Raw genomic sequence first — 24834 nt, forward strand, 5'->3', positions numbered from 1 at the left:
GCTCAGCCCGCGAGTGCACCGGGCAGCCGCCGGGGCGTGCCGCGACGCATTCGCAGCCCCGGACGCTCGACCGCCACGTACAGCAGCGCCGCCATGGCCAGCGACGCCCCGTTGTACAGGACGAACGCGGCGAACGGTGCGTTCGCCGCCAGATCGCCCACCACGCCGTCTAGCCACGCGTACACCTGGCGATGCGTCAGGTACAGGCTGAACGCGAGCAGGGCGACCATGCGGACGCCCGGCAGCGCCCGGCATCCGAGCGGCGTACGAGGACTCAGCGCACCGAGCAGTAGGCAGGCACAGCCGAGGGCGACGAGCGGATAGAGAAAAACGGCACCGCCACGGGCAAGCACATCGACCCGCGTGGCTGCAACAAGCAGCGCCAGGCCCGCGCCGAGCAGCACCCATCCGTGCGCCAGCACGCGCGTCCACCAGGCTGGACGGAACGCGCGCAAGGCAGCCAGCAGGACGCCGGCCAGCAACCCGTCGATCCGCGTCCACGTCGGGCTGTAGATCCTGCCGACATAGCCCGCGACCGCGCGCGCTGCGTCTGCGCCCGGCGCGAGATGCGGCGCGATCGCATGCCGCCATTCCCAGTCGCGCAACAGCATGCCGGCACCGAATAGCAGGGCGGCGCCGGCGCCTGTCGCGAGCACGCCCGGCATCCGTCCGCGGCGCGCCAGCAGCCATCCGGCCAGTGGAAACAGCAGGTAGAAATGCTCCTCGACGCACAGCGACCAGGCGTGTGAATACGCCCGCTGCGTGAGGTGGTCGGGAAGGACGTTCATGGTGAAGGTGAGGAATTGCCAGACGGGCGGCATCGCCTCGGCCTCGCGCCATGCCGGCAGCGCGAGATACAGTGCCAGCACCGCGAGGTAGGCCGGCAGGATGCGCCACGCCCGGCTGACGACGAAGCCCGCCCAGTCCGGCGTGCGGCCGGCCGCCAGGTCGCGCAGTACGGGCCACCCGATCAGGTAGCCGCTGAGCACGAAGAACAGGTCGACACCCATCCAGCCATGCTGCCCGGGGCCTGTGACGTCGATGCCGTGGCTGGACAGGTGGTACAGCATGACGACGCCGATGGCGATGGCGCGCAGCAGGTCGAGGCCGGGCGCGCGGGGCGACGGCGAGCGCGACGTCGGAATGGGTGATGGATGCATGGCGCGCAAGTCTACCTGAGCGCAAGGCGTCAAGACTCGGCAATCATCACGGCGTCGTCGGCGAGTGCGTTGGCGGTCGCGACCAGCCTGTCGTATGCTGGCGCCGATTCCATTTCTCCTGTTCACATCATGTCTCGCGATACGATCGTCGACACCAGCAAACTACTGAGCTACGTGCTGCGCCATCGCCCGGACAGCATCGGCCTTCAGCTCGATGCCAACGGCTGGGCCGATGTAGACGCGCTGCTGCAGCGTCTGGCCGAACATGGCAGGCCGGTCGCGCGCGAACTGCTCGATCGCGTCGTCGCGAACAACGACAAGCAGCGTTTCGCGTTCGATGCCACCCGTACCCGCATCCGCGCCAGCCAGGGGCACTCGATCCAGGTCGACCTGGCCCTGCAGCCGGCGCAGCCGCCGGACGTGCTGTACCACGGCACGGCGAGCCGCTTCCTGAAGTCGATCCTCGCGTCGGGCCTGCGTGCCGGCAACCGCCAGCACGTGCACCTGTCGGGCGACGTCGGCACCGCCCGCCGCGTCGGTGCACGCTACGGCTTTCCCGTCATCCTGCGCGTCGACACGGCCCGCATGCGCGTGGATGGCGCCGTGTTCTACCGCTCGGACAACGGCGTCTGGCTGACTGGTCCCGTGGCGCCGCGCTACCTGCGCGTGCTGGACGGGAACGGCCGCGGCGGCGATTGACGAGCGGCTCAGCGCTCGTTGGTCGCCGCAGCCAGCAGTTCGGCCGTGTCGTCCGCCCCCATCCTGCGCGCCGCGTCGAGGATCGCATTGCCGTCCGCGTCCAGGCGGAACGGGTCGGCGCCGCGCGCCAGCAGCAGGCGGACGATATCCCCGCGGTTGAACATCGCGGCGAACATCAGCGCCGTCTTGCCGTTCGGGCCCGCGTGGTCGACCGCCGCGCCGTGGTCCAGCAGCAGGGTCGCGATCGCCAGGTCCCCCTTGAAGGCGGCGCCGGCCAGCGGGGTCTGGCCGGCGTCGTTCATGATTTCCGGATCGGCGCCGTGCTCCAGCAGTACCCGCGCCGCGTCCGCATGGCCGTGGTAGCAGGCCAGCATCAAGAGACTGTCGCCGCGTTCGTTGCGCAGGTTGGGCGGCAGGCCCTGGCCCAGCAGCGTCGCCAGTTCGGCGGCCTCACCGGTGCGCGCGAAGTGGAAGACCTTGCGCACGAAGGCCAGCGTGTCTTCGTCGAGTTCGCTGGCCGATGGCGGATGAGGCGGTGGTTGCATCATGGTCTCCTGTGCTTGAAAGCTCGACAGGATTAGAACATAAAGCTGCCGGGCGCACCGCGGCGCCGGGTTCGCGCGATATCAAATCCGGCGTTGGAACTCTTCCAGGTGCCGTTCGATCTCAAACACATGCGGGTCGGGCTTGCCGAGTGCGCGCAGGGCCTTGGCCAGTTCCAGCAGGTATTCGCTGTTCGGTCCGCTCGGGCCGCGCGCGGTGGCGATCTGTAGCGCAATGTCGCGCTCACTCGCCGGACCGAGGTACGCGGCGTTCTCGTGCGTGGCGATGTAGACGAGGCCTTCGGTGGCGCTCCCATCCTCGAAGCGGATGTCGGTCGCCAGGCGCAGGTAGCCGTTCTTTTCGCGGTAGTCGAGGTGTGCGAATTCCTCGGGCGTGACGAGGTAGGCCATGCCGTGGCACGTCGCGTCCGGGTCCGGCACCAGGGTCACGACCCGGCCCGGCGCAGTCTCGGTGCCGCGGTGGTCGTGCGAGCCTTGCCAGAAGCGCCGCGTCCATCCCGTGATGCTGGCGGGGCGCCGCTCGATGTAGGGGAAGTCGGCCTTGAAGATGAGGGAGCCGTAGCCGAACAGCCAGACACTGGCGTGGTTGTCGAACCTGTCCATGCGCTGATTGATCGCGATGGTGTTATGGGACATCGATGAAAGGAGGTTGCGTGGAGGAAGCTGCATTCTAGCGCGGCCGTTCGGCGGCGTCAGGCGCGTGGCCGCAATGCGCCCGCGGGATTGTCGGCCGCGCCGACCCAGTCGAACAGGAACGCGATGAAGGCGGCCGCGGCCGGCGACAGCGACCGCTGTTCGCGTGTGTAGACAAAGAAGCGGCGCGTCAGCACGGGCGCGTCGAGCGGCAGCATGCGCAGGCCGTGCAGGCGCACGAGCGGGGCGGCGTAAGGCATGCAGACGGTGACGCCCAGGCCGGATGCCACCATGGCCAGCGCGGTGGTCATGTACGTGACTTCGTGGGCCGGCCGCAGCGTCAGGTCGCGCAGCGTATCCGCGCCGCCGGCCTTGGCGTCGGCGGCGCCGGTGGTCATGTTCGCCAGCAGCCGCTCCGTGAACTGGCCGCGCAAGGTGATCAGCGGATGCGCGGCCAGGTCGCTCCAGCCGAGCCGGCGGCGCTTCGCCAGCGCATGATCGGGCGGCAGCACCGCTTCGAACGGCATCTCCATCAGCTCGCGTGCTTCCAGTTGCGGGGCGCCGTCGCGTTCCGGGCCGATGCCGAAGTCCGTCTCGCCGGACAGCACGCGCGTCGTGACGGCCTCGACCGGCGAATCGGACAGGCTGATGCGGATGTCCGGGTAGCGCGTGCGCCACGCGGCGATCACCTGCGGGAGCAGGGTGCAGGCCATCAATTGAGGCACGGCCACGCGCACGATGCCCTTCCTGAGCTGCGCCTGGTCCGCAATGTTCGCAAGCGCACGGTCGAGATCGTCGATCATCTGGCTGAATAGGGGGTACAGCTCGTTCCCCGTTTCGGTCAAGGCGATACGCCGTGTGCTGCGGTCGACGACGCGGACGCCGAGCGTCTGTTCCAGCTCTTTGATCAAACCGGACAAGGCCGACTGTGTTACGTGCATGTACTGCGCGGCAAGCGTAAAGTTACCGGTCTTTGCCAGGGCAACGAGGGCGCGCATCTGGCGCAGGGTAGGATTCATCAGAAAATCCGATAAATAGAGCGGAAAATATTGTTTGTATGATAGTCCGTTTTAATTTTTAATGGCGGAAACACTTAATCGTTGAAGGAAACGCCATGAAACTCGCTACCCTGAAGTCGGGCGGGCGCGACGGCACGCTCGTCGTCGTCAGCCGGGACCTGGTCACCTGCCAGGCGGTGCCCAGGATCGCCCGCACCCTGCAGCAGGCGCTGGACGACTGGGACCACGTCGCGCCGAAGCTGCGCCAGGTCTATGAGCAACTGAATGCCGGCACGGCCGCCGGGGCGGAATCCTTCATCGAGGAAGAGTGCGCGTCGCCGCTGCCGCGCGCCTACCAGTGGGCCGACGGCTCCGCCTACATCAACCACGTGGAACTCGTGCGCAAGGCGCGCGGCGCGCAGGTGCCGCCGTCGTTCTATACGGATCCGCTGATGTACCAGGGCGGCTCGGATTCCTTCGTCGGCCCGTGCGACCCGATCGCCGTGCTGTCCGAGGAGTGGGGCGTCGACCTGGAAGCGGAAGTGGCGGTCGTGACGGGCGATGTGCCGATGGGCGCTACCGTGGAGCAGGCAGCCCGGGCCATCCGCCTCGTCATGCTGGTCAACGACGTCTCCCTGCGCAACCTGATTCCGAAGGAGCTGGAAAAGGGCTTCGGCTTCTTCCAGTCCAAGCCGGCCAGCGCGTTCTCCCCGGTGGCCGTGACACCGGACGAACTCGGCGATGCCTGGCGCGACAGCAAGCTGCACCTCCCGCTGCTGGTGACGTTGAACGATCAGCCGTTCGGCCGTCCCAACGCGGGCGACGACATGACGTTCAGCTTCGCGCAACTGGTCGCGCACGCCGCGAAGACGCGCGAACTGGCAGCCGGTTCCATCATCGGCTCGGGCACGGTGTCGAACAAGCAGGGCAGCCTGCATGGATCGAGCATCGCCAACGGCGGCGTGGGGTATTGCTGCCTGGCGGAGCTGCGTATGTACGAGACGATCGAACAGGGCGCGCCGGCCACGCCTTTCCTGCGCTTCGGCGATACTGTCCGTATCGAGATGCTCGATGCCGACGGCGCCAGCGTGTTCGGCGCCATCGACCAGGAGGTAGCACACTATCACGGGAGGAAGGAATGAAGCTCTATACCTATTTCCGCAGTTCGGCCGCATACCGGGTGCGTATCGCGCTCAACCTGAAGGGGCTGAAGTACGACGCGGTTCCGGTGCACCTTTTGCGTGGCGGCGGCGAGCAGCTGCAAGAGAACTACGTCAAGATGAATCCCAGCGGTCTCGTCCCCACCTTCCAGGACGACTACATCACGCTGACGCAGTCGATGGCCATCCTCGAATACCTCGAGGACGAATACCCGCAGGTGCCGCTGCTGCCGAAGGATGCTTCCGGCCGCGCGCGCGTGCGCGAGCTCGCGCAGATTATTGCCTGCGACATCCATCCTGTGAACAATCTCCGCGTGCTCCGCTACCTCGTCGAGGACCTCGGCCTGTCGGAAGAGATCAAGACGCAGTGGTACCGCCACTGGCTCGTGGGCGGCCTCGACGTGCTGGAGAAGCACCTGGCGCGCGACCCGAGCGCGGGCCCGCTGTGTCACGGCTACCTGCCGACGATTGCCGACTGCTTCCTCGTGCCGCAGGTGTTCAATGCGCAGCGCCACGGCATCGACGTTGCCGTCTATCCGAACATCGCGCGCATCAACGCGGCGTGCATCGAACTGCCCGCCTTCGTGGCGGCGCATCCGTCCAACCAGCCGGACGCCGAGTAAAGCGAACCGGCTGATCGAAGACGCGGCGCTGCTCAATGCCGCGTCTGCGAGCCGCGCGTCGAGCGGTCCGGCTCGGCCGGCGTGGAAATCTCTTCCAGCGTGTGGTCGATGCCGGCCGAATGCTTGGCCGCCATGTCGCCAAGGGAAACGATGCCGATCACTTCCTGCGACTGCTCGTCGACGACGGGCACGCGGCGGATCTGCACGTCGCCCATCTGGCCCAGCACCTCGTCCACTGTCTGGTTCGGCGCGCAGGTGCGCACGTCGGTGCTCATCACGTCGCCCACGCGTGTCCGATCCGGGGCCTGGCCGGCCGCCGTCGAGCGGACCGTGATGTCGCGGTCGGTGATCATGCCGACGAGCTTTTGGCCATCGAGCACGGGGATCGACCCCACGTTCAATTCATCCATCATCTGCGCGGCGCGCTGCACGGTTTCCTGTGGCGAAATGCTTTGCACGTCGCGGGTCATCACATCCTGAATGGTCTGCATTTGAACTCCTCCTGATGTTCACACGGCGATGCATGATGCACGCTTTCGCGAAGATCGGACGCTACGTTGACTCGCGGAACAGTCCGTGAATACAGGCCTTGTGCGAAGCCGGCTCGGCTACAATCTGCGGCTCTTTGACTCGCAATGACACCATGCCTATTCCCGCGCCCATCCTCGAAGCCTTGCAGCGCGCCGACGCCTCCTGGCGCCCCCATCTGATCACCGGTCTCGACGCGATGATGCGCGCGACGCCGGATTACCTGCCGGACCTCGCCAACGATCAATACCTGCCGACCGGCGGCCGCCTCTTCGCGGCGTTCGCACTGCCGTTGCCCAACGTGCGCTACGTGCTCGTGGGGGAGGGGCCGTATCCGCGCGAGGAGAGCGCGACCGGCGTGTGCTTCATGGATGGTGCGGTCGGACCATTGTGGTCGGAGACGGGCCTGTCGAAGCCCGTCAACCGCGCGACGTCGCTGCGCAACTTCATGAAGATGCTGCTCGTGGCCGAGGGCCGCCTGAGCGAGGACGACACGGGCGGCGCGGCATTGGCCCCGGTCGCGAAGGCGGCGCAAACGGATGGCTCGATCCAGACCCTGGCCGAGCTGCAGGACAACCTGCTCGGCCACGGGTTCCTGTTATTGAATGCGGCCCTCGTGTTCCGCAAGCACGTGCCGCCGGTCCAGGAAGCGCGTGCGTGGGTACCGTTCCAGCGCGCCGTGTTCGCCGCACTGGCGGAACGGGCCGACAAGCCGACGCTGGTCCTGTGGGGCAAGATCGCGGAGCAATTGAACAAGGTGCCGGAGACGGCCGGCCTCCCGCAGATCCACGCCGAGCACCCGTACAACCTGTCGTTCATCCGCCACGAAGGCATGCAGACACTGTTCGGCCCGATGCATTTGCTGCACCGCCGTTAAATTCGGGGTCAGAGCACATTTTTGCGCAATTGATCCAATGCCATTCGACTGGATGAGGGCAGGAGGGGCGGCCACGATTTCGAAGCAGCTACCATGTCGTCGGCTGACCGAAGCGCCAATGCCCGGCGCGAATCTTGGCGGAAAGACATTGCCAAAAAAAGGGCTCTGACCCCGAATTGTCGATGCGTTTGCTGCACCGCGGCTAAAAAAGAGGGGGCCAAGCAAAGGCTGGCGAAATACGCTATACTTGACTAAATCGATCAACTAATCAGGTTTTTCTCAACGTCCCGCAGGACAGATGAAAACGTGACGGGTTGAAGAGAAGCAAGATTTTAACACTGTCTGGAAAACAACCGGGGTTCTGATGCGTCTGACCACCAAAGGCCGTTTTGCTGTTACCGCGATGATCGACCTCGCCCTGCGCCAGGGCAATGGTCCGGTCACGCTGTCGGGCATCAGCCAGCGCCAGGCTATTTCGCTGTCGTACCTGGAGCAATTGTTCGGCAAGCTGCGCCGCCACGAGATCGTCGAGTCGGTGCGCGGCCCGGGCGGCGGCTACAGCCTCGCGCGCAGCGCCGACAAGGTCACTGTCGCCGACATCATCATCGCCGTCGACGAGCCGATCGATGCGACCCAGTGCGGCGGCAAGGAAAACTGTCATGGCGCCGATGCCGCCAGCGGCACGCGCTGCATGACCCACGAACTGTGGGCCACGCTGAATGCGAAGATGGTCGATTTCCTTGACTCGGTGACCTTGCAGGATCTCGTCGACCAGCAGAAGCAGAAAGAACAGAACGTCGTGGTGATGCACCGCCACGCGCCGTCGGACAATACTGAAGCTAAGCATATTGGAGTGAACTGATGAACGCGCCCTTGGACAAAAAAATCGAGCAGAGCTTCGTGACTGCGCCGCATTTCCCGATCTACATGGATTACTCGGCCACGACGCCGATCGATCCGCGCGTGGCGGACAAGATGATTCCGTACCTGCGCGAGCAGTTCGGCAACCCGGCGTCGCGCAGCCACGCTTACGGCTGGAGCGCCGAGGCGGCCGTCGAGGAGGCGCGCGCGCAAGTCGCGGCGCTCGTCGGCGCCGATCCGCGCGAGATCATCTGGACCTCGGGCGCGACCGAATCGAACAACCTCGCGATCAAGGGCGCGGCGCAGTTCTACAAGTCGAAGGGCAAGCACATCATCACGGTCAAGACCGAGCACAAGGCCGTGCTGGATACCGTGCGCGAACTGGAACGCCAGGGCTTCGAGGCGACTTACCTGGAACCGCAGGACAATGGCCTGATCACGCTGGAGCAGCTGGAAGCGGCGATGCGTCCGGACACGATCCTCGTCTCCGTCATGCTCGTGAATAACGAGATCGGCGTGGTCCAGCCGATCAGGGAAATCGGCGAGCTGTGCCGCAAGAAGGGCATCATCTTCCACAGCGACGCGGCGCAGGCCACCGGCAAGGTCGAGATCAACCTGGAAGAGCTGAAGGTCGACCTGATGAGTTTCAGCGCGCACAAGACCTACGGTCCGAAGGGCATCGGCGCGCTGTACGTGCGCCGCAAGCCGCGCGTGCGCCTGGAAGCGCAGATGCACGGCGGCGGCCACGAGCGCGGCCTGCGTTCGGGCACGCTGGCACCGCACCAGATCGTCGGCATGGGCGAGGCCTTCCGCATCGCCAAGGAAGAGATGGATACCGAGCTCGCGCGCATCAAGGCGCTGCGCGACCGCCTGGCCAAGGGCCTGCTGGAGATCGAAGAGGTCTACATCAACGGCGACATGGAACACCGCGTCCCGCACAACCTGAACGTCTCCTTCAACTTCGTCGAAGGCGAATCGCTGATCATGGCCGTCAAGGACATCGCCGTGTCGTCGGGTTCGGCCTGCACCTCGGCGTCGCTGGAACCGTCGTACGTGCTGCGCGCCCTGGGCCGCAGCGATGAACTGGCGCACAGCTCGATCCGCTTCACGATCGGCCGCTTCACGACCGAGGAAGACATCGACTTCGCCATCAAGCTGCTGAAGGAAAAAGTCGGCAAGCTGCGCGAACTGTCGCCGCTGTGGGAAATGCACAAGGATGGCATTGACCTGAACTCGATCCAGTGGGCAGCCCACTAATTCAACGAACAGAACACCAAGGAGCACTACCATGGCATATTCCGACAAGGTCCTGGACCACTACGAAAACCCGCGCAACGTCGGCTCGTTCGACAAGAATTCCGACGACGTCGGCACCGGCATGGTCGGCGCACCGGCCTGCGGCGACGTGATGAAGCTGCAGATCAAGGTGAACGAAGCCGGCGTGATCGAAGACGCGAAATTCAAGACGTACGGCTGCGGCTCGGCGATCGCATCGAGCTCGCTCGTGACCGAGTGGGTGAAAGGCAAGTCGCTGGACGAGGCACTGTCCATCAAGAACACGCAGATCGCCGAGGAACTGGCGCTGCCGCCGGTGAAGATCCACTGCTCGATCCTGGCCGAAGACGCCATCAAGGCGGCTGTCGCCGACTACAAGACCAAGCACGCGACCGAAAAAGCGTAACGTCGTAACCCCAAGCTGGAGAGTGAAATGGCTGTGACCCTGACCGAAAAAGCCGCAAAGCACATCAACCGTTACCTCGAACGCCGGGGCAAGGGCGTGGGCCTGCGTTTCGGCGTGCGCACGACCGGCTGCTCCGGCCTGGCCTACAAGCTGGAATACGTCGACGAAGCCAGCCCCGAAGACGCCGTCTTCGAATCGCACGGCGTGAAGGTCTTCGTCGATCCGAAGAGCCTGGCGTATATCGACGGCACCGAGCTCGATTTCGCCCGCGAAGGCCTGAACGAAGGCTTCCGCTTCAACAACCCGAACGTCAAGGACAATTGCGGTTGCGGCGAAAGCTTCCGCGTCTGACCGGGAGCGCCGGAACGTGCAAAACCATTTCGAGCTGTTCCAGCTGCCGGCCAGGTTCGACGTCGACATGGACGCGCTGGACGCGGCTTACCGCGAGGTCCAGGGCCGCGTCCATCCGGACCGTTTCGTGAACGCGAGCGACGCGGAAAAACGCGTCGCGATGCAATGGGCGACGCGCGCCAACGAGGCCTATCAAACGCTGAAGAGTCCCATGTTGCGCGCGCGCTACCTGTGCGAGCTGAATGGCGTCGACCTGCAGACCGAGTCGAACACCGCGATGCCGATGGACTTCCTGATGGAGCAGATGGAGCTGCGCGAAGCGCTGTCCGACGCGCGCGACGCGAAGGATGCCGGCGCGCTCGACGAGCTCGATGCGCGCATCCGCGGCGAGCGCAAGCAGCGCCTGGCGCAGGTCGGCAAGCTGCTCGACGCCGGGGACTACCCGCAGGCGGCGCAGGGCGTGCGGGCGCTGATGTTCCTCGACAAGTTCGGCGACGAATTGCATTACGCGTTCGAGGCATTAGAGTCGTAGCGCGGCACGCCGTGCCCACGCGCGTAGGGTGCCCACCCAACGCGCCGCGAACGTATCCAATAATAAAACCAGGTAACACGACCATGGCACTACTGCAGATCTCCGAACCCGGCATGTCGACCGCGCCGCACCAGCACCGGCTGGCGGTGGGCATCGACCTGGGCACCACCAATTCCCTCGTCGCGACCGTGCGTCATTCGATCCCGGAAGTGCTGACCGACGAGGACGGCCGCTCGCTGCTGCCGTCGATCGTGCGCTACCTCCCGAACGGCCACGCCAACATCGGCTACAAGGCCATGGCGGCCCGCACCACCGATCCGAAGAACACCATCGTCTCCGTCAAGCGCTTCATGGGCCGCGGCCTGAAGGATATCGCCCACGTCGAGAACCTGCCCTACGATTTCGTCGATGGTGGCCGCGAAGGCGGTCACGGGATGGTCCAGGTGAAAACCGTCGCGGGCGTGAAGTCGCCGGTGGAGGTCTCCGCGCAGATCCTGGCCACGTTGCGCCAGACCGCGGAAGATGCGCTGGGCGATGAACTCGTCGGCGCCGTCATCACCGTCCCCGCGTACTTCGACGACGCGCAGCGCCAGGCGACGAAGGATGCGGCCCAGCTGGCCGGCCTGAACGTGCTGCGCCTGCTGTCCGAGCCGACGGCCGCCGCCATCGCGTATGGCCTCGACCACGGCAAGGAAGGCGTGTTCGCCGTGTACGACCTGGGCGGCGGCACGTTCGACATCTCGATCCTCAAGCTGTCGAAAGGCGTGTTCGAAGTGCTGTCCACGGGCGGCGATTCCGCGCTCGGCGGCGACGACTTCGACCAGCGCCTGTTCTGCTACATCACCCAGCAGGCCGGCCTCGCGCCGCTGTCGGAAGTCGACACCGCCACGCTGATGGTCAAGGCGCGCCAGGCCAAGGAACTGCTGTCGACGAACGAAGAGACCACCGTCGAGGCGATCCTGAAATCGGGCGAGGTCGTGCAGGTGACGATCACCGCGAAGACCTTCGCCGAGATCACGCAGCCGCTCGTCGCGAAGACGATGAACGCCGTGCGCAAGGCGATGCGCGATGCGAACGTGTCCGTGGAAGACGTCGATGGCGTCGTGCTCGTCGGCGGCGCCACGCGCATGCCGCACATCCGCCGCGCCGTCGGCGACTTCTTTAAAACGATCCCGCACGCGAACATCGACCCGGACAAGGTCGTCGCGCTGGGCGCCGCCATCCAGGCGAACCTCCTCGCGGGCAACCGCGCGGCCGGCGACGACTGGCTGCTGCTGGACGTGATCCCGCTGTCGCTGGGCATCGAGACGATGGGCGGCCTGGTCGAGAAGATCATCCCGCGCAACTCCACGATCCCGTGCGCCCGTGCGCAGGAATTCACGACGTTCAAGGATGGCCAGACGGCCCTGGCCGTGCACGTGGTGCAGGGCGAGCGCGAGCTCGTGTCCGACTGCCGTTCGCTGGCGCGCTTCGAACTGCGCGGCATCCCGCCGATGGCGGCCGGCGCGGCGCGCATCCGCGTCACGTACCAGGTCGATGCGGACGGGTTGCTGTCCGTGGCGGCGCGCGAGATGCGCTCCGGCGTGGAAGCGTCGATCACCGTGAAGCCGTCGTACGGCCTCGGCGACGACGAGGTCGCGCGCATGCTGCAGGATTCGTACAACTCGGCGCAAGTGGACATGGTCGCGCGCGCGCTGCGCGAGGAACAGGTCGAGGCCGAGCGCATCCTGCTGGCCACGCAATCCGCGCTCGACACCGACGTCGAACTGCTGAACGCCGAAGAGCAGGACACGATCGCGCAACTGATGCAGGGCGTGCGCGACGCGGCGGCGCGCTCGAACGATACGTCCATCGACGCGGACTCGCGTCAGAACGTACTGCACGACGCGGTGCAGGCGCTGGCGCGCGGCACCGAGGAATTCGCCGCGCGGCGCATGGACAAGAGCGTGCGCAAGGTGTTGGCAGGAAAAGCGCTCGATCAGGTTTAAACTCGAACGGTAAAACAACGTCGTTCCCGCGGAGGCGGGAACCCAAGCTGAGCATCAGGAATCGCAACGTGTGCGGTATCGCGGGTGCACCGACTTCGGAAACTCAACTTGGATCCCCGCCTGCGCGGGGATGACGGTTTTAGGGGTGCGGACCGAGATCGGCACCCCAGAACAAACAAACACAAGAGGTCAAGAAGTGCCACAAATCGTCATCCTCCCCCATCCCGTCTTCTGCCCCGAAGGCGCCGTGCTCGAAGGCCAGAGCGGCAAGTCGATCTGCGACACGCTGCTCGAGCACGACATCGAGATCGAACACGCCTGCGACCGCGTGTGCGCATGCACCACGTGCCACGTGATCGTGCGCGAAGGCTTCGATTCGCTGAACGAGCAGGAGGAAAAGGAAGAGGACATGCTCGACAAGGCCTGGGGCCTCGAGCCGAACTCGCGCCTGTCCTGCCAGGCCATCATCGCCGACGAAGACCTCGTCGTCGAGATCCCGAAGTACACGATCAACCACGCAGCCGAGAACCACTGATCACGACGGGGGACACATGAAGTGGACCGATGTCACGGCCATCGCCGAGGCCTTGTACGAACAGCACCCGGACGTCGATCCGGCCACCGTGCGCTTCGTCGACCTGCATAACTGGGTCGTCGCGCTGGACGGCTTCGACGACGACCGCACGCGCGGCGGCGAGCGCGTATTGGAAGCCATACAGGCAGCCTGGATAGATGAAGCCCGCTAAAAAAGAAGCCCCCACGATTTACCAACAAGCCCCGGAAATCAAGCCGGGGCAGTCGATCGAACTGCTGAAGGAACTGCATATCCTCACGCGCGACGGCAAGCTGAACCAGGACAGCCGCCGCAAACTGAAGCAGGTCTACCACCTCGTCCAGTTCATCGAGCCCTTGCTGAAGGATGTCGGGGAAAGTGCGACCGTGGTCGACCACGGCGCCGGCAAGTCCTACCTCGGCTTCATCCTGTACGACCTGTTCTTCAAGGGCAGGGAGAACGGCGGCCATATCTACGGCATCGAGACGCGCGAGGAACTCGTGCAGAAGTCGACCGAGCTGGCGGCGCGCCTGGGCTTCCCGGGCATGTCGTTCCTGAACCTGTCCGTCGCGGAGTCCACCGGGTCCGACAAGCTGCCGGCCACGATCGACGTGGTGACGGCGCTCCACGCCTGCAACACGGCGACGGACGACGCCATCGATTTCGCACTGAAGAAGCACGCGAAGCACATCGTGCTGGTGCCGTGCTGCCAGGCCGAAGTCGCATCCGTGCTGCGCAAGAATAAAGGCAAGGACCTGGGCCGCAGCGCGCTGACGGAAATCTGGCGCCACCCGATCCACACGCGCGAATTCGGCAGCCAGATCACGAACGTGCTGCGCTGCCTGCAGCTGGAGGCGCACGGCTACCAGGTCACCGTCACGGAACTGGTGGGCTGGGAACACTCGATGAAGAACGAGCTGATCGTCGCCACCTATAAAAACCTGCCGCGCCGCCGGCCGGCCGAGCGCCTGCAGCAGGTGCTGGCCGAAGTCGGCCTCGAGGAACTCTCTTCGCGTTTCTATACCGGACCAACGACAAGCGAGTCAACGACAAGCGAGCCAACGACATGAGCGACCACCACGACCGCTGGATCGACCTGCGCAGCGACACCGTCACCCAACCGTCCGCCGCGATGCGCGCCGCGATGGCCGATGCGGCCGTCGGCGACGACGTCTACGCCGACGACCCCACCGTCAACCGCCTGCAGGACTTCGCGGCCGAACTGTTCGGTTTCGAAGCCGGCCTGTTCGCGCCGAGCGGCACGCAAACGAACCTCATCGCGCTGATGACGCATTGCGGCCGCGGCGACGAATACCTCGTCGGCCAGGAAGCCCACACGTACAAGTACGAAGGCGGCGGCGCCGCGGTGCTGGGTTCGATCCAGCCGCAGCCGATCGCCAACCAGCCGGACGGTTCGATCGCAATCTCCGACATCGCCGCGTACATCAAGCCGGACGACATGCACTTCGCGCGCACCCGCGTGCTGGCGCTGGAAAACACGATCGGAGGCCGCGTGCTGCCGCGCGACTACGTGAAGGCGGCGACGGATCTCGCGCATGCGAAGGGCCTGGTCACGCACCTGGACGGCGCCCGCGTCTGCAACGCCGCAGTCAAGCAGGGCATCTCGCTGCGGGAGGCGGCGGCCGGTTTCGACACCGTGTCCGTGTGCCTGTCGAAGGGTCTCGGCGCGCCGGTCGGCTCCGTGCTGCTCGGACCCAGGGCGTTCATCGAGCAGGGCAAGCGCTGGCGCAAGATGCTGGGCGGCGGCATGCGCCAGGCCGGCGTCATCGCGGCCGCGGCGCATTACGCGCTGGAGCACAATGTCGAGCGCCTCGCCGAGGACCATCAACATGCGGCCGACCTGTCCGCCGGCCTCGCGCGCATCGAGCAGCTCACGGTGACGGCGCCGCAGACGAACATTTTCTACGTCGAGATCCCACAAGCCGCGTGCGCGCAGCTGGCAGAGGCGTTGAGCCGCCAGGGCATCCGCGCCTCGATCGGCCCGCATACGCGCCTCGTGACGCACCTGGACGTGACGGCCGTGGATGTGAAGACGACCATCGCCGCGTTCGAAGCGTTCTTCCGCGACTGGAAAGCACAATGAGTGACGAAGGAATCCGCCTCGCCAAGCGCGTGGCCGAAACGGTGCCGTGCTCGCGCGGCGAAGCCGAACGTTATATCGCAGGCGGCTGGGTGACGGTCGACGGGGACGTCGTCGAAGATCCCGCGACGCGCGTTACCTCGGCGCAGACGGTGGCGCTGCTGCCGGGCGCCGAACCCGTCGAACCGGCGCCGGTGACGATCCTGCTGCACAAGCCGGCCGGCGTCGATGCGGCCGGGGCTCTCGCGCTGATCGCGCCCGAGACGCTGGCCGCAATGCCCAACGCACCGGGTTTGCGTTATCTGCGCCGGCATCTGTCGCGGCTGACGATCGTCACGCCGCTGGAACCGGAAGCGAGCGGCCTGCTCGTGTTGAGCCAGGATTGGCGCGTGACGCGCAAGCTGGTCGAGGACGGCGCGCGCGTCGAACAGGAGTATGTGGCCGAAGTGACGGGCGCCATCGCCGACGATGGTCTCGCCCGGCTGAACGCGAGCATGCGCGTGCAGGGCCGGGCGACCGTGCCGCTGAAGGCGAGCTGGCAAAGCGAGGCGCGGCTGCGCCTGGCCGGCAAGGACGTTCGGCCCGGGCAGGTCGAAGCGATGTGCGCCGAGGTCGGCTTGACCGTCAAGTCGCTGCGCCGGCTGCGCATCGGGCGCGTGGCGCTGGGCCAGCTGCCGGTTGGGCGCTGGCGGTATCTGCACGAGGCCGAACGGTTCTGACTTGCCGGAAAGGCAACCCCTCCTGTACACTGCGTCGCGCGCGCCTGGCGCTACAGAGAGGATCAATGGATGAAGTTCGGTAAGCTGCTTCTGCCCGTGCTGTCGCTATGGACGGGCGTCGTCCTGGCCGCGGGCGTCGATCCGCTGACGGTCGACATCGACGCGCGCGACGCGCTGCGTTTCGCGAGTCTCATGCAGGATGGCGCCGTGCCGACGGCCGATGCGTTGCAGCGCGGTTATCTGGATGGGGCTGGGCCCGGCGTCAAGGTCTTCACGCCGGCGCCGCGGATCATCGACGCGCAGCGCCTGGCAAAGACGGTCGCCGCGCATCCCGACAGCTACCGCTACGCGATCCGCGAATGCCTGCCGCAGCTGCCGGCCCTGCGCAGCGACCTGCGCGCGATCTATCTCGCGTTTGCGGGCCTGGTGCCGGAACGCCCGCTGCCCGCCATCGACGTCGTCTTCGGCGCCCGCACGTCGGGCGGCACGGCCAGCGGCGACAGGCAGGTGCTCGGCCTCGAAGTAATCTGTGCGCCCGGGACGACGCCCGAGCAGTTCCGCACCGCGATGCGCGGCTTCTTTGCGCACGAAACGGTCCACACCTGGCAGGACGGCGACACACCGGCGAAACTGGCCGATTTCCTTCTGGGCCAGGCCTTGACGGAGGGCGTCGCCGACTATCTCGCGACGCTCGTCACGGGCGCGATTCCCCATCAGGACCGCGACGCCTGGGCACGTCCGCAGGAAGCCTGGCTGTGGCAGGAATTCCAGCGCGACCGCGAAGCGATCCGGGGCGGTGGCGATGTCAACAGGCTGGTCGCGAGTCCCCACTTCCGCCGCTGGTTCGCGAACTGCGGTTCCGCGCCCGAGGGCTGGCCGTGCGAAGCCGGCTACTGGGTCGGCATGCGCATCGCCGAAGCATACGTGGCGCGCGCGTCCGACAAGCGCGCCGCGATCCGTGAACTCATCGAATTGCGCGATCCCGGCGCGATCCTCAAGGCCAGCGGCTACGGCAGGTAAGCCGTTCAGGCGACGAATCCGCCATCGATCGTCAACGACGCCCCGTTGACATACCCCGCCTCGTTCCCGACGAGGTAAGCCACCAGCCCCGCGATCTCGGCATCCTGCCCCATCCTCCCCACCGGGATCTGCGCGCGCAGGTAGGCGCGCACGGATTCGTCCGTGACGATCTCCGTCTCCGTCGGCCCCGGCTGCACATTGTTCACGGTGATGCCGCGCGGACCGAGGTCGCGCGCGAGCCCGCGCGTGAGGCCGGCCACGGCCGCCTTGCTCATCGCGTACAACGCCACGCCCGGGCTGCCCGCGCGGTCCGCCACCATGCTGCCGATGTTGACGATGCGGCCGCCATCCCGCATATGCGGCGCGGCCGCCTGCGTGGCGACGAACAGGGCGCGCACGTTGACGGCGGCGATGCGGTCGTAGTCTTCCAGCGTGGTCTCGGCGAGGTCCTTGTGGATGAGGATGCCCGCGCTGTTGACGAGGATGTCGATGCGGCCGAACTGTGCCGCGACGCCCGCGATGGCCTGCCGCAGCGCCTGTGCGTCGGCGCTGTCCGCGCGCAGGGGCAGGGCGTGGCCGCCGGCGGCGTCGATGCTTGCTGCCAGTTCCAATGCGCGGTCGTGCGCGCTGACGTAGGTGAACGCGACGGTGGCGCCGTTGGCCGCGAGGCGGCGGACGATGGCGGCGCCGATGCCGCGCGAGCCGCCCGTGACGAATGCGATCTTGCCGGTGAGGGAGGTCATGGCGATCCTTTCTTGACTGATTGGTCCAAAATGGAGAATCGATTATACTTCCATTCTGGACTGACTAGTCAAGATTAAAAAACATGGCGAGAACGAAGGTATTCGATCCGGCCGCAGCGCTCGATGCGGCGGTGCGGGTGTTCTGGGAGCAGGGGTACGAGGCGACGTCCACGGACGACCTGGTGCGCGCGATGGGCATCGGCCGCCAGAGCATGTACGACACGTTCGGCGACAAGAAGCAGCTCTATCTGGCCGCGCTCACGCATTACACGGACACGGGTGGCGCGGCGCTGAAGCACCGTCTTGCGGCGGGGCGGTCGCCGTTGGGCGCATTGGAAGCGTTCCTGCGCGAGATCGCCGGCGCGGATGCGGCCCTGCGCGCGCGCGGCTGCCTCAGCGTCAATGCCATCGCCGAATTCGGGCAGGCCGACGCCGACGTGCAGGCGCTCGTCGAGCGCTCGCAGCGGGTGACGGAAGACATCTTCGCGGAGGTGCTGACGCGCGCGCGCCAGGCGGGCGAACTGGCGGCCGGGCTCGATCCGGCGGCGGCCGCGCACTTCATCCACACGGCCGTCCGCGGCATGCGCATCAGCGCGAAGGCAGGCGCCGACGCCGCGCAGCTCGGTGCGACGGTCGATTTCGTCATCGCCGCACTGAAAGCGCGCGCGGCGCCCGTCGCGGAAGTCTGAGCGTCAGCTGTCCGTCCTGCCCGCCGCGTCGATCAGGTTGTCGCGCAATTGCACGATGGCCTTCTGCAGCTGCGGGAATTCTTCCGGACCGAGGCCGGACGCGGCGACCGTCTGCTTGCCGAATCCAAGTCCCTTCTCGCGCAGCGCGCGGCCCGCGTCCGTGAGCGAGATGCGGACGTTGCGCTCGTCTTCCTTGTCGCGCTCGCGGCGCACATAGCCCATCGCTTCCAGCCGCTTGAGCATCGGCGTTACCGTGCTCGGTTCGAGGAACAGCTTTTCGCTCAAGGCCTTGACCGTCTGCCGGTCCTGTTCCCATAGCGCGATGATCGCCAGGTATTGCGGATAGGTGAGGCCCAGCGCGTCCAGCACGGGCTTGTACACGCGCGAGTAAGCCAGATTGGTCGAGTAGATGGCAAAGCACATGAAGTCCGCCATGCGGGCAGCTTGGGCGCGGGCGTCTTTATCGTCAGGCATGATTATCTAGAAAATTATCGCGATAACGATTATCGTACTTGAAATCCGCCAATCGTGCAGGTCACGGCAGGGTCAGCCGCGCCTCCAGCCCGCCCTCCGGCCGGTTGTGCAAGGTGAGCGTCCCGCCGAGACTCCCCGCGAGCTGGCGCGCGATCGCCAGGCCGAGCCCGGTGCCGCCCGTGTCGCGGTTGCGCGATGCCTCCAGCCGGAAGAACGGCTCGAACACGGCTTCCAGCTGCCCGGCGGGGATGCCGGGACCGTTGTCCAGCACGCGGATGAGGACTGCGCCCTGGCTGTCGCGCCCGACGACGATGTCGGCCCCGCCGCCGTAGCGCAACGCGTTGTCGACGAGGTTGCCGATGATCCGCCGCAGCGCTTTCGGACGCGTGTGCACCGGTGCACCGATGCGGCCTTCGAGGTTCACGGCGCTGCCCGCGTCGCGGTAATCCAGCACGAGGCTGTCGAGCTGGGCGTCGAGGTCGATGGCGCGCGCCGGCTCGCGTTCGCCGTGCATCGCGCGCGCGTAGCCGATGCCGTCCTTGACGAGGCCTTGCAGCTCTTCCAGGTCGGCACGCAGGCGCGGCTGCTGGGCTTCGTCGTCCATCATGTCCACGCGCAGGCGCATGCGCGTGATCGGCGTCTGCAGGTCGTGCGAGATGGCGGCCAGGATGCGCACGCGCTCGTCGACGTACGCGGCGATGCGCTTTTGCATGGCGTTGAACGCGCGCGCCGAGCGCAACACTTCCGACGGGCCGCGTTCCGGCAGCTCGACGGGGCGCAGGTCCGGCCCGAGCGCATCGGCCGCCTCGGCCAGCACGCGCAGCGGACGCACGGCCTGGCGCACCGCGAACCAGCAGCACGCGGCGAGGATCGCCAGCTGCGCCGCGAGCATGTACGGCAGCCATGGCGACAGCGGCACGCCGCGCATCGGCAGCACGTCGATGGTCAGCGGCGCACCGTCCGACAGGCGCAGGTGCACCTGCATGCGGCCCTCGTTCCCGAGGCCGTTCACGGACAGCGGATAGCTGCGGCCGATGCCCTGTTCGATCGAGTGCGCGATCTGCGCCGACAGCTTCTCGTCCGGCATCGCGCCCACCGTTTCGCCCGGCCCGAGGATGAAGCGGTAGCTGCGCCGCGCGAGGCGCGGCAGCCAGGCCGGGCGCTCGGCCGCCGGCAGCAGGTCGAGCAGGGCGACGGAGCTCGCGACTTCGCGTTCCACATACCCCATCATCAGGTTCGTCGTCGCCTGGTCGCGTTCCGTGAACGTGAGCGCGACGGACAGGCCCTGCGCGACTGCGAGGCCAGCGAACAGGATCAATGCGAGGCGTGCGTACAGGCTCCGTGGCCAAGGGATGGCCGACCGCGGTTTCATGTCCGGCCTTCCAGGATCGTCACCTCGGCCGAGAACACATAGCCCTCGTTGCGCAGGGTCTTGATGTAGCGGGGTTCGCGCGCGCCGTCGCCCAGGCGCTGGCGCAGGCGGCTCACGAGCAGGTCGATCGAGCGGTCGAAGAATTCCGCGTCGTTGCCGTGCGTGAGGCCCATCAGCTGGTCGCGCGACAGCACGCGCTGCGGGTGGTCGAGGAATACGCGCAGCAGGCGGTATTCCGCACCGCTCATCGCGACTTCGACGCCGTCCGCATCGAGCAAATGGCGGCCGACCGTGTCGAGGCGCCAGTCGCCGAACGCGATCAGTTTCGCGGCCTCCGTCACCTGCAGGTTCGGCGGCAGCATGCGCGTGCGGCGCAGCACGGCGCGGATGCGGGCCAGCAGTTCGCGCACGGCGAACGGCTTCGGCACGTAGTCGTCGGCACCGAGTTCCAGGCCGACGACGCGGTCCGTCTCGTCGTCGCGCGCCGTCAGCATCACGATCGGGACCGCGCGGTGCTTCCCCGCGCGCAGTTCGCGGCACAAGGTGAGGCCGTCCTCGCCGGGCATCATGATGTCGAGCAGGATCAGGTCGGGCGTCGCCTGCATCAGCGCGTTTCTCATCTCGCGGCCGTTGGCGGCCAGGGTGACGCGCAGCCCCTGCTTTTCCAGATAGGCGCCGACCAGTTCGCGGATGCCGCGGTCGTCGTCGACGACCAGGACGTGATCGGACTCGTTCATGGGTTCTCCTTCGTTGGTTGCAGGGCTACTGTAGCGCGACGTCGCGGCGTCATTATGTCCGAATGTGTCGGGGGCCGGACAGGACACATGGCCTGACAAAAATGGGAGGTTGCGGACACATCGCGTACACACCGCGGGCGTCCAATGGCGTCTCACACAACAAGGAGGCTCCCATGACCAACCCGATCGAATCCCCGCTTGCCCTGCTGGCCGGCCTGGCCACGGTGGCGTCGCCGTGCGTGCTGCCCGTGCTGCCGTTTCTGCTCGGCGCGACCGTGGAACAGTCGAGCCGCCGCCGTCCGCTCTTGATCGTGGCCGGCTTCGTACTGTCGTTTTCCGCGTTCGCGCTGGCGCTGGGCGCCGTGTCGAGCGCGGCGCAGCTGGCGCAGGAGACGCTGCGGAATATCGCGATCGTGCTGCTGGGTGTATCGGGCCTGCTGCGCATCTGGTCGCGGCCGTGGGACCTGCTCGTCGACGCCGTCCGCCCGCTGTGGGCGAAGCTGCGCGGCACCGGCGCCGTCCCGAAGCAGAGCGGCGCGTTCGTGCTGGGCCTGTCATTGGGCGCCGTGTGGACGCCGTGCGCCGGTCCCGTCCTCGCCTCGATCCTCGCCCTCGTCGTGCAGGCGCACGATCCCGGCAAGGCCGTGCGGCTCGTCGGCCTGTATGCGCTCGGTGCCGCGCTGCCGATGCTGGCGCTGATCCACGGCGGCCAGGCCATCGTCCAGCGGGTGCGCGGCGTGGCCCGCCATGCGGTGGCCCTGCAGCGCGCGTTCGGCGTGCTCGTGCTGGCCAGCGCGGCCGCGATCTGGTTCCAGGTCGACACACAGATCGCCGCCCACGTCCCGTCCATCTTCCCAACCCTGTAAGGAGTTCACCATGAAAATCCGTTCGCTCGTCCTCGCTGCCGCTTTCATCGCTGGCGGCGCACATGCAGCACCCGCACCGGAATTCGCCGGCATCGACAACTGGATCAACAGCGCGCCTTTGAGCATGCAGCAGCTGCGCGGCAAGGTGATGCTCGTGGATTTCTGGACCTACGACTGCATCAACTGCCAGCACGTGCTGCCGTACGTGAAAGGCTGGCACCAGAAGTACAAGGACCAGGGACTGGTCGTCGTCGGCGTGCACACGCCGGAATACGGTTTCGAGCGCAACCTGAACAACCTCAAGACGGCCGTGCAGCGCAACGGGATTACGTTCCCGGTCGCGCAGGACAACCGGTATGCCACCTGGAGCGCGTACAACAACCAGTTCTGGCCGGCGTTCTACCTCGTCGACAAGAAGGGCGAAGTGGTTTACACGCACTTCGGCGAAGGCGATTATGCGCAGACCGAGGCGACGATCCGCAAGCTGCTGGCGCAGCAGTGATTACGCCGCTTCGACGGGGGCGGCGGTCTTCACCTGCTTCGGCAGCTGCACCAGGCGGGTGCCGGCCAGGCGGTCGTGCAGGAACTGGCGGTCGCGGTCGAGGAAGGCCGTGAGACCCCACGCCAGCACGCCGACGGCGACGGCCGCGCCGATCTGGGCCTTGTCCTTCAGGCCCAGTGCCGTGCAGGCGAGGAGGGCGGGCAGGAACCAGCCCCAGGCCAGCAGGTAGCGCACGATGGCGATGCGCAACGGCAGGCGCGCGCCGCCGGTGGTGACGACCTGCATGCGCCACGTCTTCATCGCGAGGGTGTGGCCGCTGTTGGTCCAGCCCCAGGTGAAATACGCGCCGGTGACGACGAACAGCCAGACCTTCATCGCGTACTGGAACACGGGCGCGTGATTGTTGCGCGTGACGATGAGGAACAGCGCCACCGCCAGCATCTCCACCGCCAGCAACAGGAAGGTCTCGTAGACCATCGCGGTCAGGCGGCGCTTTATGGTCGGAGTCATGCTGGGGGTGTCGTGCATGGCGATCCTGTCTAGGCGTTGTTCGGCGTGATGCCCCAGTTGGCCGGGACCTGCTTTTCCGGCTCCGGTGCGGGCTGGGGATTGGCGGGCGGCTGCACCGGTGCGGGCTGCACGGGCGCCGGGGGCGGCGGCGGCGTCACGCACGGCGGGGCGGCCGAGACGGTGTTCTTGATCATGCCGGCCGGGCACGACGTCGCGCCCTGGCCCAGCGGTGCGACGACCTTGCCGTTGGCCTGGGACGGCACGACGCGGGGCGTCTTGCGGGCCGTGGCCGAGGCGGCCAGTTTCTTTTTCTGTTCTTCCGGCAGTTGCAGGTAGCTTTCCCACGTGGCGTTCTTTTGCTCGGGGGCGATCTTGCGGGTGCGCGTATAGGTTTCGCGCGCCAGCTCGCGCTGCTCGGGCGTCAGCTTGGCCCATGCGCGCATGCGTTCGTGCACGCGCTGCTGCTCTTCCGGTTTCAGCGTGGCGAAGCGGTTCGCGAGCTGCAGCCACTTCTGCTTGCGCACGCTATCCATCTGGTCCCATTCGGCCTGCAGCGGCTGTAGGGCCACCTGCTGGGCCGGCGTCAGGCTGCGCCACAGGGACTTGTCGCCGCCTTTGTGGCTGCCGGTGGCCGGTTTGGCGGGCTGGGCAGGCGCAGCGTCGGCCGCCGCGTCACGCGTGGCCGGGCCCGATGCCGGAAGGAAGCCGCCTTGCTGATGGAGGGTCAGTGCGGCCGCGCCAACGAGCACGACGGCGGCGGCGGCGCCGGCAATCTTGAGCTTGTTAGCCGTCATCCTTTACTGGGCTCGCTGCGGCTGTTGCTGTGCTTGCTGCTGTTGCGCCAGGTAAGCGTTGAAGCCGTGGTCGGTGTAGGCGGTCAGGGGCAGGTCGTCGGACAGCACGGCCGCATCCAGCTCGGCCAGCTCGGCCGCACGCTGCTCGCGTTCGTACTGGTACACGCCGACCATGCCGGCCGCCATCAGCAGCAGCGGCGCGACGACGGCGGCACGTGCCACCCACTGCATCGAGAACAGCGCGCCCAGGTCGAACGACGCACGCTGCTGCTTCGCACGGGCTGGCGCATCGGCAGCATGTGCTTTTTTTCGCGCGAGCGCGGCCGCGCGGGCGGCGGCGAGGCGGTCGGTCGTCGAGGCCGGCAGGTTGTCGAGGTTCTCGTTCAGGGCGTGGCGGATCTTGTACGCCAGGTTGATGTCGTCGGTGTTCATAATTTAATTCCCTTGGCCTCCAGGGCTTTTTGCAGGGAATGCGTAGCGCGAGAACAATGTGTTTTTACACTGCCCTCGGAGCATCCCATCGCTTGGGCCGTCTCGGCCACATCCATGTCCTGCCAGTAACGCATGAGGAACGCTTCCCGTTGACGCGCCGGGAGTTTTTGTATCTCTTCCTCGATCAGGCGCAGGGTTTCCGCACGTTCGACCTGATCCGCGCTCGACTCCGCGGCGGACGTTCCTTCTTCGGCCTCATAAGATGCCAGTATATCAAAATCCTCGTCGTCGTCGTCCCGGCGGCCGAGGCCTCCGAAGAGGCTGACCCAGGTATTCCTGACCTTTTCGCGGCGGAAGTAATCGAGGATGGTGTTCTGCAGGATGCGCTGGAAAAGCATCGGCAATTCGGCCAGGGGCTTGTCGCCGTATTTCTCCGCGAGCTTGATCATGGCGTCCTGAACGATGTCGAGCGCTGCCTCGTCCTTGCGGACCGCGTACGCCGCCTGCTTGAAGGCGCGCCGCTCGACACTCTCGAGGAAGTCGTTGAGTTCTTTATCAGTGGCCATGCGATAAGTGGTGGGCGCCACAGGTACGTTGCCTGTGGCTTTTCGGAAAACTGTCGAATGCTAGCAAAAATTATGGATGACCGCACCCGAAACCGGCAGGCT

32 protein-coding genes are annotated in these 24834 nt (G+C 66.5%); 19 read left to right on the top strand and 13 right to left on the bottom strand.

Annotation, left to right across the window (positions count from 1 at the left end):
* Positions 1–2: 2 nt before the first annotated feature.
* Positions 3–1160, bottom strand: coding sequence for an acyltransferase family protein (locus ACEN9G_RS21620; RefSeq protein ID WP_413337690.1), 1158 nt, complete (start codon positions 1158–1160; stop codon positions 3–5).
* A 129-nt stretch (positions 1161–1289) separates the two neighbouring features.
* On the opposite strand from ACEN9G_RS21620, the gene ACEN9G_RS21625 reads away from it, so the two are divergent.
* The gene (locus tag ACEN9G_RS21625) at positions 1290–1859 is read left to right on the top strand and encodes an RNA 2'-phosphotransferase (protein WP_413337692.1); all 570 of its coding nucleotides are present in this window, start codon (positions 1290–1292) and stop codon (positions 1857–1859) included.
* A gap of 8 nt (positions 1860–1867) precedes the next feature.
* Here the strand turns inward: ACEN9G_RS21625 and ACEN9G_RS21630 are convergent, their stop codons facing one another.
* From ACEN9G_RS21630 to ACEN9G_RS21640, 3 genes are all read right to left on the bottom strand, one after another.
* Positions 1868–2407 carry an ankyrin repeat domain-containing protein gene (locus tag ACEN9G_RS21630; RefSeq protein ID WP_413337693.1) on the bottom strand — a complete coding sequence of 180 codons (540 nt, stop codon included), beginning with the start codon at positions 2405–2407 and terminating at the stop codon, positions 1868–1870.
* 78 nt (positions 2408–2485) lie between these two features.
* A complete protein-coding gene (locus ACEN9G_RS21635) occupies positions 2486–3058 on the bottom strand; it encodes a gamma-glutamylcyclotransferase (RefSeq protein ID WP_413337694.1) in 573 nt (190 codons plus the stop codon).
* Between the two features lie 56 nt (positions 3059–3114).
* Positions 3115–4074, bottom strand: a complete 960-nt coding sequence (locus ACEN9G_RS21640; RefSeq protein ID WP_413337695.1) for a LysR family transcriptional regulator — start codon at positions 4072–4074, stop codon at positions 3115–3117.
* A 95-nt stretch (positions 4075–4169) separates the two neighbouring features.
* On the opposite strand from ACEN9G_RS21640, the gene ACEN9G_RS21645 reads away from it, so the two are divergent.
* Both ACEN9G_RS21645 and maiA read left to right on the top strand, forming a co-directional pair.
* A complete protein-coding gene (locus tag ACEN9G_RS21645; RefSeq protein WP_413337696.1) occupies positions 4170–5195 on the top strand; it encodes a fumarylacetoacetate hydrolase family protein in 1026 nt (341 codons plus the stop codon).
* Positions 5192–5836 (top strand): maleylacetoacetate isomerase, encoded by a 645-nt coding sequence (gene maiA / locus ACEN9G_RS21650; RefSeq protein WP_413337697.1) that lies wholly within the window; start codon positions 5192–5194, stop codon positions 5834–5836. The genes ACEN9G_RS21645 and maiA overlap by 4 nt, the downstream gene beginning before the upstream one ends.
* A 32-nt stretch (positions 5837–5868) precedes the next feature.
* On the opposite strand, the gene ACEN9G_RS21655 is transcribed toward maiA, so the two are convergent.
* Positions 5869–6327 (bottom strand): CBS domain-containing protein, encoded by a 459-nt coding sequence (locus ACEN9G_RS21655; RefSeq protein WP_413337698.1) that lies wholly within the window; start codon positions 6325–6327, stop codon positions 5869–5871.
* A gap of 152 nt (positions 6328–6479) precedes the next feature.
* Between ACEN9G_RS21655 and ACEN9G_RS21660 the strand changes: the two genes are divergently transcribed.
* From ACEN9G_RS21660 to ACEN9G_RS21720, 13 genes are all read left to right on the top strand, one after another.
* A complete protein-coding gene (locus tag ACEN9G_RS21660) occupies positions 6480–7241 on the top strand; it encodes a uracil-DNA glycosylase family protein (protein WP_413337699.1) in 762 nt (253 codons plus the stop codon).
* Positions 7242–7605: 364 nt separating this feature from the next.
* On the top strand, positions 7606–8103 hold the full coding sequence (gene iscR / locus ACEN9G_RS21665) for a Fe-S cluster assembly transcriptional regulator IscR (protein ID WP_056136955.1): 498 nt from the start codon (positions 7606–7608) through the stop codon (positions 8101–8103).
* Positions 8103–9359, top strand: a complete 1257-nt coding sequence (locus tag ACEN9G_RS21670; protein WP_413337700.1) for an IscS subfamily cysteine desulfurase — start codon at positions 8103–8105, stop codon at positions 9357–9359. Before iscR ends, ACEN9G_RS21670 begins: the two co-directional genes overlap by 1 nt.
* Positions 9360–9390: 31 nt before the next feature.
* Positions 9391–9783 carry a Fe-S cluster assembly scaffold IscU gene (iscU, locus tag ACEN9G_RS21675; protein WP_025511909.1) on the top strand — a complete coding sequence of 131 codons (393 nt, stop codon included), beginning with the start codon at positions 9391–9393 and terminating at the stop codon, positions 9781–9783.
* Positions 9784–9810: 27 nt separating this feature from the next.
* Positions 9811–10134, top strand: a complete 324-nt coding sequence (iscA, locus tag ACEN9G_RS21680) for an iron-sulfur cluster assembly protein IscA (RefSeq protein WP_025511908.1) — start codon at positions 9811–9813, stop codon at positions 10132–10134.
* Between the two features lie 16 nt (positions 10135–10150).
* Positions 10151–10666, top strand: coding sequence for a Fe-S protein assembly co-chaperone HscB (hscB, locus tag ACEN9G_RS21685; protein ID WP_036230761.1), 516 nt, complete (start codon positions 10151–10153; stop codon positions 10664–10666).
* Positions 10667–10749: 83 nt separating this feature from the next.
* Positions 10750–12654 (top strand): Fe-S protein assembly chaperone HscA, encoded by a 1905-nt coding sequence (hscA, locus tag ACEN9G_RS21690; protein WP_413337701.1) that lies wholly within the window; start codon positions 10750–10752, stop codon positions 12652–12654.
* A 196-nt stretch (positions 12655–12850) separates the two neighbouring features.
* Entirely contained in the window at positions 12851–13189 is a 339-nt protein-coding gene (gene fdx, locus ACEN9G_RS21695) for an ISC system 2Fe-2S type ferredoxin (protein WP_413337702.1), read from the top strand.
* Between the two features lie 16 nt (positions 13190–13205).
* A complete protein-coding gene (iscX, locus tag ACEN9G_RS21700; protein WP_036230754.1) occupies positions 13206–13400 on the top strand; it encodes a Fe-S cluster assembly protein IscX in 195 nt (64 codons plus the stop codon).
* Positions 13387–14277, top strand: a complete 891-nt coding sequence (locus tag ACEN9G_RS21705) for a class I SAM-dependent methyltransferase (protein ID WP_413337703.1) — start codon at positions 13387–13389, stop codon at positions 14275–14277. Before iscX ends, ACEN9G_RS21705 begins: the two co-directional genes overlap by 14 nt.
* On the top strand, positions 14274–15311 hold the full coding sequence (gene ltaE, locus ACEN9G_RS21710) for a low-specificity L-threonine aldolase (RefSeq protein WP_413337704.1): 1038 nt from the start codon (positions 14274–14276) through the stop codon (positions 15309–15311). The genes ACEN9G_RS21705 and ltaE overlap by 4 nt, the downstream gene beginning before the upstream one ends.
* Positions 15308–16027: an RNA pseudouridine synthase gene (locus tag ACEN9G_RS21715; RefSeq protein ID WP_413337705.1), complete on the top strand. Its 720-nt coding sequence runs from the start codon at positions 15308–15310 to the stop codon at positions 16025–16027. Before ltaE ends, ACEN9G_RS21715 begins: the two co-directional genes overlap by 4 nt.
* 69 nt (positions 16028–16096) lie before the next feature.
* Positions 16097–17047: a DUF2268 domain-containing putative Zn-dependent protease gene (locus ACEN9G_RS21720; protein ID WP_413337706.1), complete on the top strand. Its 951-nt coding sequence runs from the start codon at positions 16097–16099 to the stop codon at positions 17045–17047.
* A 5-nt stretch (positions 17048–17052) separates the two neighbouring features.
* Here ACEN9G_RS21720 and ACEN9G_RS21725 read toward each other — a convergent pair whose 3' ends face one another.
* On the bottom strand, positions 17053–17790 hold the full coding sequence (locus ACEN9G_RS21725) for a 3-oxoacyl-ACP reductase family protein (protein ID WP_413337707.1): 738 nt from the start codon (positions 17788–17790) through the stop codon (positions 17053–17055).
* An 83-nt stretch (positions 17791–17873) separates the two neighbouring features.
* Here ACEN9G_RS21725 and ACEN9G_RS21730 point away from each other — a divergent pair, with 83 nt between their 5' ends.
* Entirely contained in the window at positions 17874–18479 is a 606-nt protein-coding gene (locus ACEN9G_RS21730; protein ID WP_483126946.1) for a TetR/AcrR family transcriptional regulator, read from the top strand.
* 3 nt (positions 18480–18482) lie between these two features.
* On the opposite strand, the gene ACEN9G_RS21735 is transcribed toward ACEN9G_RS21730, so the two are convergent.
* The 3 genes from ACEN9G_RS21735 to ACEN9G_RS21745 all read right to left on the bottom strand — a co-directional run bounded on the left by ACEN9G_RS21735 (position 18483) and on the right by ACEN9G_RS21745 (position 21062).
* Complete coding sequence (locus ACEN9G_RS21735; RefSeq protein ID WP_413346100.1) at positions 18483–18953, bottom strand: MarR family winged helix-turn-helix transcriptional regulator; 471 nt, start codon at positions 18951–18953, stop codon at positions 18483–18485.
* A gap of 61 nt (positions 18954–19014) precedes the next feature.
* Entirely contained in the window at positions 19015–20325 is a 1311-nt protein-coding gene (locus tag ACEN9G_RS21740; protein WP_483126947.1) for an ATP-binding protein, read from the bottom strand.
* The gene (locus ACEN9G_RS21745) at positions 20322–21062 is read right to left on the bottom strand and encodes a response regulator (protein ID WP_413344763.1); all 741 of its coding nucleotides are present in this window, start codon (positions 21060–21062) and stop codon (positions 20322–20324) included. Before ACEN9G_RS21745 ends, ACEN9G_RS21740 begins: the two co-directional genes overlap by 4 nt.
* Positions 21063–21235: 173 nt before the next feature.
* Between ACEN9G_RS21745 and ACEN9G_RS21750 the strand changes: the two genes are divergently transcribed.
* Together ACEN9G_RS21750 and ACEN9G_RS21755 are read left to right on the top strand one after the other, a co-directional pair.
* Complete coding sequence (locus ACEN9G_RS21750; protein WP_413344765.1) at positions 21236–21928, top strand: cytochrome c biogenesis CcdA family protein; 693 nt, start codon at positions 21236–21238, stop codon at positions 21926–21928.
* Between the two features lie 10 nt (positions 21929–21938).
* The gene (locus ACEN9G_RS21755) at positions 21939–22430 is read left to right on the top strand and encodes a thioredoxin family protein (RefSeq protein ID WP_413344766.1); all 492 of its coding nucleotides are present in this window, start codon (positions 21939–21941) and stop codon (positions 22428–22430) included.
* On the opposite strand, the gene ACEN9G_RS21760 is transcribed toward ACEN9G_RS21755, so the two are convergent.
* From ACEN9G_RS21760 to ACEN9G_RS21775, 4 genes are read right to left on the bottom strand one after another with little or no spacing between them, the layout of a single operon-like run.
* On the bottom strand, positions 22431–22940 hold the full coding sequence (locus tag ACEN9G_RS21760; RefSeq protein ID WP_413344767.1) for an RDD family protein: 510 nt from the start codon (positions 22938–22940) through the stop codon (positions 22431–22433).
* Between the two features lie 29 nt (positions 22941–22969).
* Positions 22970–23734 carry a DUF3106 domain-containing protein gene (locus ACEN9G_RS21765; RefSeq protein WP_483126948.1) on the bottom strand — a complete coding sequence of 255 codons (765 nt, stop codon included), beginning with the start codon at positions 23732–23734 and terminating at the stop codon, positions 22970–22972.
* 3 nt (positions 23735–23737) lie between these two features.
* Positions 23738–24166 carry a DUF3619 family protein gene (locus tag ACEN9G_RS21770; protein ID WP_413341708.1) on the bottom strand — a complete coding sequence of 143 codons (429 nt, stop codon included), beginning with the start codon at positions 24164–24166 and terminating at the stop codon, positions 23738–23740.
* Positions 24163–24732: an RNA polymerase sigma factor gene (locus ACEN9G_RS21775; protein WP_371762935.1), complete on the bottom strand. Its 570-nt coding sequence runs from the start codon at positions 24730–24732 to the stop codon at positions 24163–24165. The genes ACEN9G_RS21770 and ACEN9G_RS21775 overlap by 4 nt, the downstream gene beginning before the upstream one ends.
* Between the last annotated feature and the right edge of the window lie 102 nt (positions 24733–24834).

Source organism: Massilia sp. Masssp94 (assembly GCF_059491305.1).

Excerpts from the sequence above, each read along its gene's own strand:
- ACEN9G_RS21755 (WP_413344766.1), top strand. The coding sequence starts at position 21,939 with ATGAAAATCCGTTCGCTCGTCCTCGCTGCCGCTTTCATCGCTGGCGGC.
- iscA (WP_025511908.1), top strand. The coding sequence starts at position 9,811 with ATGGCTGTGACCCTGACCGAAAAAGCCGCAAAGCACATCAACCGTTAC.
- ACEN9G_RS21715 (WP_413337705.1), top strand. The coding sequence starts at position 15,308 with ATGAGTGACGAAGGAATCCGCCTCGCCAAGCGCGTGGCCGAAACGGTG.
- iscU (WP_025511909.1), top strand. The coding sequence starts at position 9,391 with ATGGCATATTCCGACAAGGTCCTGGACCACTACGAAAACCCGCGCAAC.
- ACEN9G_RS21625 (WP_413337692.1), top strand. The coding sequence starts at position 1,290 with ATGTCTCGCGATACGATCGTCGACACCAGCAAACTACTGAGCTACGTG.
- ACEN9G_RS21735 (WP_413346100.1), bottom strand. The coding sequence starts at position 18,953 with ATGCCTGACGATAAAGACGCCCGCGCCCAAGCTGCCCGCATGGCGGAC.
- ACEN9G_RS21630 (WP_413337693.1), bottom strand. The coding sequence starts at position 2,407 with ATGATGCAACCACCGCCTCATCCGCCATCGGCCAGCGAACTCGACGAA.
- ACEN9G_RS21655 (WP_413337698.1), bottom strand. The coding sequence starts at position 6,327 with ATGCAGACCATTCAGGATGTGATGACCCGCGACGTGCAAAGCATTTCG.
- ACEN9G_RS21670 (WP_413337700.1), top strand. The coding sequence starts at position 8,103 with ATGAACGCGCCCTTGGACAAAAAAATCGAGCAGAGCTTCGTGACTGCG.
- ACEN9G_RS21660 (WP_413337699.1), top strand. The coding sequence starts at position 6,480 with ATGCCTATTCCCGCGCCCATCCTCGAAGCCTTGCAGCGCGCCGACGCC.
- iscR (WP_056136955.1), top strand. The coding sequence starts at position 7,606 with ATGCGTCTGACCACCAAAGGCCGTTTTGCTGTTACCGCGATGATCGAC.
- maiA (WP_413337697.1), top strand. The coding sequence starts at position 5,192 with ATGAAGCTCTATACCTATTTCCGCAGTTCGGCCGCATACCGGGTGCGT.
- ACEN9G_RS21720 (WP_413337706.1), top strand. The coding sequence starts at position 16,097 with ATGAAGTTCGGTAAGCTGCTTCTGCCCGTGCTGTCGCTATGGACGGGC.
- ACEN9G_RS21635 (WP_413337694.1), bottom strand. The coding sequence starts at position 3,058 with ATGTCCCATAACACCATCGCGATCAATCAGCGCATGGACAGGTTCGAC.
- iscX (WP_036230754.1), top strand. The coding sequence starts at position 13,206 with ATGAAGTGGACCGATGTCACGGCCATCGCCGAGGCCTTGTACGAACAG.
- ACEN9G_RS21645 (WP_413337696.1), top strand. The coding sequence starts at position 4,170 with ATGAAACTCGCTACCCTGAAGTCGGGCGGGCGCGACGGCACGCTCGTC.
- ACEN9G_RS21765 (WP_483126948.1), bottom strand. The coding sequence starts at position 23,734 with ATGACGGCTAACAAGCTCAAGATTGCCGGCGCCGCCGCCGCCGTCGTG.
- ACEN9G_RS21725 (WP_413337707.1), bottom strand. The coding sequence starts at position 17,790 with ATGACCTCCCTCACCGGCAAGATCGCATTCGTCACGGGCGGCTCGCGC.
- ACEN9G_RS21775 (WP_371762935.1), bottom strand. The coding sequence starts at position 24,732 with ATGGCCACTGATAAAGAACTCAACGACTTCCTCGAGAGTGTCGAGCGG.
- hscA (WP_413337701.1), top strand. The coding sequence starts at position 10,750 with ATGGCACTACTGCAGATCTCCGAACCCGGCATGTCGACCGCGCCGCAC.
- ACEN9G_RS21745 (WP_413344763.1), bottom strand. The coding sequence starts at position 21,062 with ATGAACGAGTCCGATCACGTCCTGGTCGTCGACGACGACCGCGGCATC.
- ACEN9G_RS21705 (WP_413337703.1), top strand. The coding sequence starts at position 13,387 with ATGAAGCCCGCTAAAAAAGAAGCCCCCACGATTTACCAACAAGCCCCG.
- ACEN9G_RS21770 (WP_413341708.1), bottom strand. The coding sequence starts at position 24,166 with ATGAACACCGACGACATCAACCTGGCGTACAAGATCCGCCACGCCCTG.
- ACEN9G_RS21740 (WP_483126947.1), bottom strand. The coding sequence starts at position 20,325 with ATGAAACCGCGGTCGGCCATCCCTTGGCCACGGAGCCTGTACGCACGC.
- ACEN9G_RS21760 (WP_413344767.1), bottom strand. The coding sequence starts at position 22,940 with ATGACTCCGACCATAAAGCGCCGCCTGACCGCGATGGTCTACGAGACC.
- ACEN9G_RS21620 (WP_413337690.1), bottom strand. The coding sequence starts at position 1,160 with ATGCATCCATCACCCATTCCGACGTCGCGCTCGCCGTCGCCCCGCGCG.
- ACEN9G_RS21640 (WP_413337695.1), bottom strand. The coding sequence starts at position 4,074 with ATGAATCCTACCCTGCGCCAGATGCGCGCCCTCGTTGCCCTGGCAAAG.
- ltaE (WP_413337704.1), top strand. The coding sequence starts at position 14,274 with ATGAGCGACCACCACGACCGCTGGATCGACCTGCGCAGCGACACCGTC.
- ACEN9G_RS21730 (WP_483126946.1), top strand. The coding sequence starts at position 17,874 with ATGGCGAGAACGAAGGTATTCGATCCGGCCGCAGCGCTCGATGCGGCG.
- ACEN9G_RS21750 (WP_413344765.1), top strand. The coding sequence starts at position 21,236 with ATGACCAACCCGATCGAATCCCCGCTTGCCCTGCTGGCCGGCCTGGCC.